Below are 8,979 nucleotides of genomic sequence, written 5' to 3'. Positions count from 1 at the left end.
GCGGGCGCGTCGTTGATGCCGTCGCCCACCATCGCCACGCGGCCGCCATTTTCCTGGATTTGCGCTTTGAGCTGGCCAACGATGGCGGCCTTGTCTTCCGGCAAGACCTGGTAATGAACGATGTCAATGTTGAGCTGCTTCGCAACGGCTTCGGCGCTGCCGCGGTTGTCACCGGTCACCAGGGCAGTTTTGATGCCCAGCGCGTGGAGACTGGCCACTGCCGGGGCTGCGCTGGGTTTGATTGTGTCGCCAAAGGCCAGCAGTCCCAGCAGTTGGGGCTGGTTGCTCACATCGGCCAGCCAGGACACTGTGCGGCCGCCGGCTTCCAGTGCCTGGGCGCGTGCTGAAAAGGCGCTGAGATCCACCCCAAGCTCCTGCATGAAGCGCGGGCTTCCCAGTCGCAGTTCGCGCCCCTCCACCACAGCCGACATGCCGCGCCCGGCGACCGCACGCACTTGCGACGCCGCCGGCACGCTGAGCTGGTCTTTGAAGGCGAGTGCGGTGACGGCTTTGGCCAGCGGATGTTCGCTGCCGGCCTGGATGGCAGCGCTCCAGGCCAGAACCGTATGGCGCGACGAGCCCCCGTTGGGCTCCAGCGCCACCACCTCGGGCTTGCCTTCGGTCAGCGTGCCGGTCTTGTCGAAGGCCACGACCTTGACCCGGTGCGCCACTTCCAGCGCTTCAGCATCTTTAATCAAAATGCCGTGCTTGGCTGCCACGCCGGTGCCGACCATGATGGCCGTGGGCGTGGCCAGCCCCAAGGCGCAGGGGCAGGCAATCACCAGCACGGCAACGGCGTTGAGAATGGCGGTCTCCCAGTTACCGGTAAACAGGCCCCAGCCCAGCAGGGTGATGAAGGCCGCCACTATGACGACCGGCACAAACACGGCGCTGACCTGGTCCACCAGCCGCTGGATGGGCGCTTTTTTGGCCTGCGCCGATTCCACCATCCGCACAATGCGGGCCAGCGTTGATTCAGCCCCGACCGCCGTGGTACGGACCACGATCAGGCCTTCGGCGTTGACCGCACCGCCCGTGACCCGGTCGCCCTCATGCTTGTTGACGGGCAGGCTCTCGCCGGTGATCAGCGATTCGTCCACCTGCGTGGCGCCTTCGATGATCTCGCCGTCCACCGCGATGCGTTCTCCGGGGCGCACCACGACCAGGTCGCCGACCAGCACCTCGGCCACCGCCACCTCCTCGTCCTTGCCATCGCGGCGCCGCCGTGCCGTGTCGGGACGCAACGCATTGAGCGCCCGGATGGCTTCGGTGGTCTGGCGCTTGGCGCGCGCTTCCATCCATTTGCCGAGCAGCACCAGCGTGATCACCACGGCCGACGCTTCGAAATAAAGATGCGCCATGCCATGGTCGCCATGCACCAGGAGCTGGTAGACGCTGAGCCCATAGGCGGCCGAGGTGCCCAGGGCCACCAGCAAATCCATGTTGCCGGCACCGGCCCGCAGCGCTTTCCAGCCGGCACGGTAAAAGCGCGCACCCAGCCAGAACTGGACCGGCGTGGCAAGCAGCCATTGCAGCCAGCCGTCCAGCATCCACATCTTGCCTACCAGCGCCCCCAGCATCGGCAGCGCCAGCGGCGCCGACAGTGCCGCTGCCAGTGCAATGGGCCACCAGTCGGCGCCGGGTTTTCCGGCAGGGCCGACAGCGGCATCGGGACCAGCGCCGGGCGCCTGAAGCTCCCAGGCACGGTAACCGGCTTTTTCAACGGCTGCGATGAGTTGGGGTGGCGTGACGGCGCCGCCCGAGAGTTTCACCTCGGCGGTCTCGGTGGCCAGATTGACTTCGGCCGAGAGCACGCCCGGTACTTGCTTGAGCGCTTTTTCCACGCGCGACACGCAGGAGGCGCAGGTCATGTCGCCTATCTTGAGCCGCACCGACTGCTCGGCCACGGCGTAGCCGGCTTTTTCAACAGCGCGTTGAAGCGTTTCCATGCTGACATCGCGGCTCGCCTTGACGCTGGCCTGCTCGGTTGCAAAATTAACGCTGACGTCAACAACCCCCGCAACGCCGACTAGCGCTTTCTCCACGCGGGCCACGCAAGACGCGCAGGTCATGCCTTCAACGGGAAAGCGCCATTCGGTCTGCTCGGTGCTATCTGCGGTCAGCGGGGCTTTTAATGTTGGTGTGACGCTCATGCGCGCTCTCCTTGGGTGATCTGCGGTGAATCGCTCAATGCGACGATGGGGATAGTTTGAACCTTACTACCATGTCAGGGTCAAACCGCCCGCTGACCATAGCGCCGAATACACTGAGACATCGAGGAAAATAGGTTGACCCTGCCCCCATGGGAAGGTTCAGACTTCATCCCTTATTCATCCCTCAACGGTTCAAGGAGTCCTTATGGAATTCGATATCCCGGCAATGAGCTGCGGTCACTGTGTCAAGGCGATCACTCAGACAGTCCAGTTGCTGGACCCTGATGCCAAGATCAGCGTGGAACTGCCCGCCAAAAAAGTGACGGTTCAGACGTCCAAAGACCGGCAAACGGTGGCGGCGGCGCTGACGGAGGCCGGCTACCCTACGCACTGAACCTGTCGGGCCCGCACAGGCTTTTTTTCGCCTCCCGATAAAATGCCGCGACCACCCACTACCGTGAGCGCCTGTGTCCGACCGTTTTTCCGTCCTTTCCCAATACCTGCTGCCCAAGCAGGCGCTGACCGCCTTCGCGGGCTTCGTCGCTTCCCGCGAGCGCGGCTGGGTCACCACTGAGATCATTCGCTGGTTTGTCGGCAAATACCAGGTGAACATGAGCGAAGCGGCTAATTCCGACATCGCCAGTTACCGCACGTTCAATGACTTTTTCACGCGCGCCCTTAAAACCGGTGCTCGGCTTTTGGCGCAGGCCGAGCTGATTTGTCCGGTGGACGGCGCGATCAGCCAGTTTGGCGTGATTGAGCACGACCAGATTTTCCAGGCCAAGGGCCACCACTACTCCACCACGGCCCTGGTGGGCGGTGATGCTGTGCTGGCCGCGCAGTACCAGGATGGCAGCTTTGCCACGCTCTACCTCAGCCCCAAGGACTACCACCGCATTCACATGCCGTGTGAGGGTCGCCTGACGCGCATGATTTGCGTGCCTGGGGAGCTGTTTTCAGTCAACCCGGCCACTGCGCGGGGTGTGCCCGGACTGTTCGCGCGCAACGAGCGTGTGGTGTGCGTGTTCGAGTCCGCGCGCGGCCCCTTTGTGCTGATTCTTGTCGGCGCCACGATTGTGGGCAGCATGGCCACCGTCTGGCATGGCGTGGTGAATCCGCCGCGCGGCAAGGCGGTGCGTGAATGGCGCTACCCTGCTGAATCAACGCCCGCTATTGTGTTGAAGCAGGGGGACGAGATGGGCCGTTTTTTGCTGGGCTCCACCGTCGTGATGCTGTTCCCCAAAGGACCGCTGCAGTTCAATCCCGACTGGGTGCCCGGCCGCAGTGTCCGGCTGGGGGAAGCCATGGCCAGCGACGCCTGACGGTTTGCCTTTTTAGGTGGCCGGTTTGAAACTATTCAACCCTCAGCCAAAGCGAGGCTGTGGGGCATTGCCTTGTAGGGCTTGAACGAATTGCGACTGTTCCTCGCCAGCCGGGTTTTGAGTTCGGTTACGCGTGCCATCAGCTTTCCCAGTTCAAATTGCAAAGGCCACAATCTGCATATCAGATCGTCCTTATCGGCGTGACTCAGTCGCATCAGATCGGGCATCTCGTTCATGCTCGATATCCTCGCGCTACCCACTCACCTCTCAAACGAAAATGAGGTCAGCCTTTCCCAGCCAATTCCGGGGGGGGAGGGCTGAATAGATACCGCCCAAGAGGATCTCGGCGGAGATATCCACGCCCTCGTCGCATGTGAGCCAGTCACGCCTGGCCCGCGCCGTACGGTTCTTTTCGCCGAACGCCTTGATCTTCATGCCTTCGACGCAATGGATCAGGGCCGTCACGACTTCGTCGGTTTTCGTCTGGGAGGTGGCCGCCATTACCAACGTCATGGGCCGTGGGTCAATCCAGGCGCCGATTTGTTCGGTCTTGGAGAAGGTGTTGGGCAGCAGCACCATCTTGGCATCTTTGCGCAGCTCCCGGAGCTGTTTCTTGTCGGGCTTGTGGCCACCGCGCTGTACGATGTAGCCGGTTGACGGTTGTGAAGGTGTTCCAGAAATGAGTTGGCGACGATCATTGCACCGCTTGACTCAAAGCGAAGCGTCTTCCGGTGACGCCACAAGCACCTCAACTCCCAAGCTCTCGAGTTTTTGACGTGCGCCCGGGTCGATGCCTGCATCCGTGATGACGCGCGTCACCTTGTCCAGCTTGGCGATACGGAAGATGGCCTGAGAGCAGAACTTCGACGAATCCACTATTACGTTCACCGTCTGTGCTGCGTCGATGAAGGCTCGGTTCATGGCCGCTTCCTCAGGGGACAGCATCCCGATGCCGCCCGAGAGCGAGATGCCATGAACCCCCAGAAAAGCCGCGCGAACCGAGATGTCGTCGAAGGCTCCGGGAGCGGGGCGGCTAACCGAGGCCATCTTCTTGAAGTCGACTGTGCCAGGCAACAGATAGACTGAGGCGTTCTGGCTCCGAGCAAACTCCATTGCAACTGTCAGTCCGTTCGTGACCACATGCAGGTTGTGGTGACCGCGAAGTGCCTCAGCCAGATGCCGAGAGGTCGTTCCCCCATTGACCAGAATGCAGTCTCCATCGGAGACCAGCTGCGCGGCCAGTTCCGCAATCGCGCGCTTTTCGCGAAAGTTCTCTCGTTCCCGTTCTGCGTAGCTGATGCTCTCGTAACGCGCCCAGCCTTCGGCGATAACTTCTCCTGAGACGGCCCCACCTCTCGTGCGTTCCAGCAGCCCGCGCTCATGCAATTCGATGAGGTCTCGTCGAATCGTGATGGGCGAGGTCTGAAACCTTTCGGCCAAAGCACTGACCTCGACAGCACCCCCTCCCTGAACCAGGACGACGATTTCTTTGTGGCGAGCGGCTTTGAGCATGCGAAATCCCGAGGATAAAAACTGAGCATATTAGAAACCAAAAATGACAATTTTTGAGCGATAAATGTCCATATAGGGAGAAACGCAGTCACGAAAGTGACATATCTAGTGAATAACATTCATTTTATGAACACAAACGCTCAAATACGAGCAGTAATTTTTGATGTCGATGGCACCCTATTTGATACGTTGCCATCGCTGTCGGCCGCTGCCAACGACGTGCTTGCGAAAGCCGGTATGCGCGAAGTTTCAATGTCACTCTTGCGGTCAGCACTCAACGAAGGATTGAGGCCCATGTTTCGCCAGGCCATCGCCCTGCAATCGGCTCCTGTCGATGCGGTTGCGGCGAGTCAACTCGAAATCGAGTACATGGCCTATTACGAGCGGCGCTGGTTGTCGACGGCTCCCTTGTTTGCTGGCGTGACAGATGCATTAGCGGCACTCAAATCACAGGGACTGAAGCTGGGCGTCTGTACCAATCGGGATCGTGCCTCGACCGATGTTCTGCTGGCATCGGCATCCATTGCTGACTCTTTTGACGCCATCGTAAGCCTCGGTGATGCGCCACTTCCGAAGCCCGCGGCTGACCCTTTGCTGCTTCTAATGGAGCGTATGGAGATATCGGCCTCAGAAGCCTTGTTTGTGGGCGACTCCGGCATGGACGCTTGCTGCGCCCAACTGTCAAAGGTTCGCTTTGCCGCCCACCTAGGGGGCTACGCCGGACAACCCGGTGACCTACTTCCCAACGTTCTGAGTTTTGCCGGTTACGAGCAGCTCACAAGCTGGGTGCTGGACCACCGTTCTGCACTGTTTCACCCTGTCCGCTTCACTCTGCCATGTCCTATCAACCTTTGTCATTGAATCAGGAGTACTTATGAAACCGTTGTCATCACGAACCCGAGCGCTGTTCCTCGGCATTTCGCTTTTCCTGACCCTGAACCTTGCCGCTTGCGGAGGAGGAAAAGTCGACGCCCAACCGACAGAATCAGCCTTGGTCACCACGCCGGCGCCCGTAGTCACCACGCTGGCGCCCGTCATTCGCTGTGCGCCCTAAACCGCACGGATCCAAAACCACAATCCATTTGCCACCATTAGGAGTACATTTTTATGAGCATCGATCGCCGCAAATTCTTGCGCATGAGCGCCAACACAGGCGCCGCCGCCGCCGCGCTTGCCGCGCTGCCCTTGAGCATTCGCAAGGCCCTTGCCGTTCAACCCGCCGTTGATACCGGCACGATCAAGGACGTCAAAAACATTGTTATCCTGATGCAGGAAAACCGTGGTTTTGACCATTATTTCGGCACCATGAAAGGCGTGCGCGGGTTCGGCGACCGCTTTCCGATACCGCTCGAGAGTGGCAAGCCGATCTGGTACCAGTCCAACGGCACCACCGAAGTTGCGCCGTTCCATCTGGACCCGAAACAATTCAATGCCTTGCTCGCGCCCAGCACGCCACACAGCTTTTCGGACTCTCAGGCGGCATGGAACCAGGGCAAGTTCGGCTATTGGCCGAAGTACAAGAATAATAATTCGATGGGCTACTTCAAGCGGGAAGACATTCCGTTTCAGTTCGCTCTGGCCGAAGCTTTCACGATTTGCGATGCCTATCATTGCTCGATCACCACCGGGACCGACCCCAATCGGATCACCTTCTTTAGCGGTTCGAATTTCAATCCCGATCTGGGAGCCCAGGGTATCAATTGCACCGATACCGATTCAGAGCCCAACAATCTGCGCTGCTGGCTTGGCAACCCTGCCGTCGACAAGTGGCCGGTACCGGGCTATACCTACAAGGGTACAGCGTTCAAATGGCCGACTCTTCCGGACCTTCTCGAGCAAGCCGGCATCACCTGGCGCATCTATCAGGACCCTAACGACAATTGGACCGGTGCGATGAACGGATGCCTGGCTTTTGACAGCTTCAGAACGGCACAACCCGGTTCGCCCATCTACAAGAACGGCATGTCGCTCTGGACGCTTGATGACCTCGCCAGCGACGTCAAAAACGGCACTCTGCCTCAAGTGTGCTGGGTGCTCCCTCCCCAAGCATTCTCCGAGCATCCAGGCGGGCCATCCAGCCCGCTGAAAGGCAGCAACTTCACGGAGCAGGTGTTGAACGCACTGACCGCGAACACCGACGTCTGGAGCAAAACGGCATTCTTTTTGACCTTTGACGAAAACGACGGTCTTTTCGATCACGTGCCCCCGCCGGCCGTTCCGTCATACAACCTGGACGGTACCCTGGCAGGGAAAGCCACTCTCAAGCTTGACGGCGAGTACTTTTCAGACCCGACAGGAACATACAAAAAAGCCGACGACACCATTTCGGGCACCATTCGGCCGTTCGGGCTGAGCGCACGCGTCCCGATGTACGTGATTTCGCCGTGGAGCAAGGGCGGCTGGGTCACGTCGCAAGTGTTCGACCACACCTCAATGGCGATGTTTCTGGAAAAACGCTTCGACATTGCTGTTCCGAACATCAGCCCATGGCATCGTGCAGTCTGCGGCGACCTGAGCTCGGCGTTCGACTTCAGGCAGGCACGAGACGCGGCGTGGCCAACGCTGCCCGACACCAGCAACTATGCGGTGCTGGACGCGCAGCAAAGAACGATGCTGGCATATACCGTTCCGACGAAGAACCAGCCGCTGTTCCAGGAAAAAGGGGTCCGCTTTTCGCGCAGACTGCCCTACGAGTTGCATGTCAACGCCACCGTCAAGGCCGGCATCAGCGTTGAGCTGACTTTCGCCAACACGGGCACACAGGGCGCGGTGTATCACGTCTATGACAAGATGCATCTTGATCGCATTCCGCGCCGCTATACCGTTGAAGCCGGAAAGACGCTGACGGATATCTGGGACGTGTCGGCCGACAAAGGCAAGCATGATCTGTGGGTATATGGACCGAACGGCTTCGTACGCGTATTCAAGGACGATGCAGCAACTATCGGAAACGTGTCTAGCCCGGAATGCCGGGTCTGTTACGACATCGCAAACGGGGATGTCTACGTAAAATTCAGCAATACCGGGACACAGGCCTGCACGCTAACGATTCAGGACAATGCTTACGGCAGCGTCGGACCATGGGTGTTGAAGGTCGAACCAGGCAAGGTAGTGGAACAGAACTGGTCGCTCCGCAAGAGCGCCAACTGGTATGACTTCAGCGTGACTGCCGACACGCTCAATGGCTATATGCGCCGCTTTGCTGGCCGGGTCGAAACCAGCCAGCATGGGCTCAGCGATCCGGCGATGGGAACTACTTAAAACGTCCGACGATGCCAAAGAAAAGCGTTCTTCAGGAAGGCATCTTTGGCGCCACTAGCGCCGCATAAGGCAAGCCGATGTGCGGCGGCCGCCGCAGGCTACGTCGGCGATAGCGGCAATTTCAATTTCACCCACCAGACAGGAGATTCAACCATGCACCGCAATCTATTTATCCGAGCCGTATTGGCAACTACGTTAGCTACCACCGGACTGTTCGGCAGCGCGACCACCTTCGCCGGGGCGCAACACGATGGCAGCGTGGCCGAGCCTTTGCGCGTCATTCTCATACCTGCCGACGGCGGCACCGAAGACGGCACCAAGAAGGATTTCGAACCGATCTTCGGCGCAATCAACCAGTCCACCGGCCTGAAATTCGATATCAAGGTCGGACAGAGCTACGGAGCAGTGGTCGAGGCCATGTGCAACGGCGCCGCCGATATCGCCTGGTTTGGCCCGGCGAGCTACCTGCAGGCCCGCGGTCGCGGATGCGCTGAATTGCTGGCGCTGGCGGTACGCCATGGTGAATCTGTGTATTACTCCGGCATCTTCGCCCGCACCGATGCGGGGATCAATAACGTCAAGGACCTAAAAGGCAAGAAAATCGCATTGGGTGACGTCAATTCGACATCGAGCTTCAACGTTCCGGTGGCGATGATGATCTCGGCAGGTGTCGATCCTGCAAAAGACGCTGGCATGATCAACATGGCCGGTACCCACGCCAACGTGATCAA

The 8,979-nt window shown here is 59.6% G+C and carries 10 protein-coding genes; 6 read left to right on the top strand and 4 right to left on the bottom strand.

Annotated features, from left to right (window positions below; all coding sequences use genetic code 11):
* Window positions 1-2,153: heavy metal translocating P-type ATPase (locus B3F77_RS12395; RefSeq protein ID WP_293605248.1), on the bottom strand; the 2,153-nt coding region annotated here is incomplete at its 3' end.
* Between the two features lie 205 nt (window positions 2,154-2,358).
* Between B3F77_RS12395 and B3F77_RS12390 the strand changes: the two genes are divergently transcribed.
* Together B3F77_RS12390 and asd are read left to right on the top strand one after the other, a co-directional pair.
* A complete protein-coding gene (locus tag B3F77_RS12390; RefSeq protein ID WP_293605247.1) occupies window positions 2,359-2,547 on the top strand; it encodes a heavy-metal-associated domain-containing protein in 189 nt (62 codons plus the stop codon).
* A gap of 73 nt (window positions 2,548-2,620) precedes the next feature.
* Entirely contained in the window at window positions 2,621-3,475 is an 855-nt protein-coding gene (gene asd, locus B3F77_RS12385; RefSeq protein WP_293605246.1) for an archaetidylserine decarboxylase, read from the top strand.
* 35 nt (window positions 3,476-3,510) lie between these two features.
* On the opposite strand, the gene B3F77_RS12380 is transcribed toward asd, so the two are convergent.
* From B3F77_RS12380 to B3F77_RS12370, 3 genes are all read right to left on the bottom strand, one after another.
* Entirely contained in the window at window positions 3,511-3,711 is a 201-nt protein-coding gene (locus tag B3F77_RS12380) for a DUF6444 domain-containing protein (protein ID WP_293605245.1), read from the bottom strand.
* Between the two features lie 31 nt (window positions 3,712-3,742).
* Window positions 3,743-4,120, bottom strand: a complete 378-nt coding sequence (rdgC, locus tag B3F77_RS12375) for a recombination-associated protein RdgC (RefSeq protein WP_293605266.1) — start codon at window positions 4,118-4,120, stop codon at window positions 3,743-3,745.
* 66 nt (window positions 4,121-4,186) lie between these two features.
* Entirely contained in the window at window positions 4,187-4,987 is an 801-nt protein-coding gene (locus B3F77_RS12370; RefSeq protein WP_293605244.1) for a DeoR/GlpR family DNA-binding transcription regulator, read from the bottom strand.
* 108 nt (window positions 4,988-5,095) lie between these two features.
* Here B3F77_RS12370 and B3F77_RS12365 point away from each other — a divergent pair, with 108 nt between their 5' ends.
* The 4 genes from B3F77_RS12365 to phnD form a co-directional block, all read left to right on the top strand.
* Window positions 5,096-5,848 (top strand): HAD family hydrolase, encoded by a 753-nt coding sequence (locus tag B3F77_RS12365; protein ID WP_293605243.1) that lies wholly within the window; start codon window positions 5,096-5,098, stop codon window positions 5,846-5,848.
* 13 nt (window positions 5,849-5,861) lie between these two features.
* Window positions 5,862-6,041 (top strand): hypothetical protein, encoded by a 180-nt coding sequence (locus B3F77_RS12360; RefSeq protein ID WP_293605242.1) that lies wholly within the window; start codon window positions 5,862-5,864, stop codon window positions 6,039-6,041.
* Between the two features lie 53 nt (window positions 6,042-6,094).
* Window positions 6,095-8,248, top strand: a complete 2,154-nt coding sequence (locus tag B3F77_RS12355) for a phosphocholine-specific phospholipase C (RefSeq protein WP_293605241.1) — start codon at window positions 6,095-6,097, stop codon at window positions 8,246-8,248.
* Between the two features lie 153 nt (window positions 8,249-8,401).
* Window positions 8,402-8,979: phosphate/phosphite/phosphonate ABC transporter substrate-binding protein (gene phnD / locus B3F77_RS12350; RefSeq protein ID WP_293605240.1), on the top strand; the 578-nt coding region annotated here is incomplete at its 3' end.

The sequence above is a fragment of the Polaromonas sp. UBA4122 genome (assembly GCA_002381615.1).
Classification (GTDB): Bacteria; Pseudomonadota; Gammaproteobacteria; order Burkholderiales; family Burkholderiaceae_C; genus Polaromonas.
The sequence above is the reverse complement of the archived record's forward strand: the minus strand, read 5'-3'. Positions and strand labels throughout refer to the sequence as shown.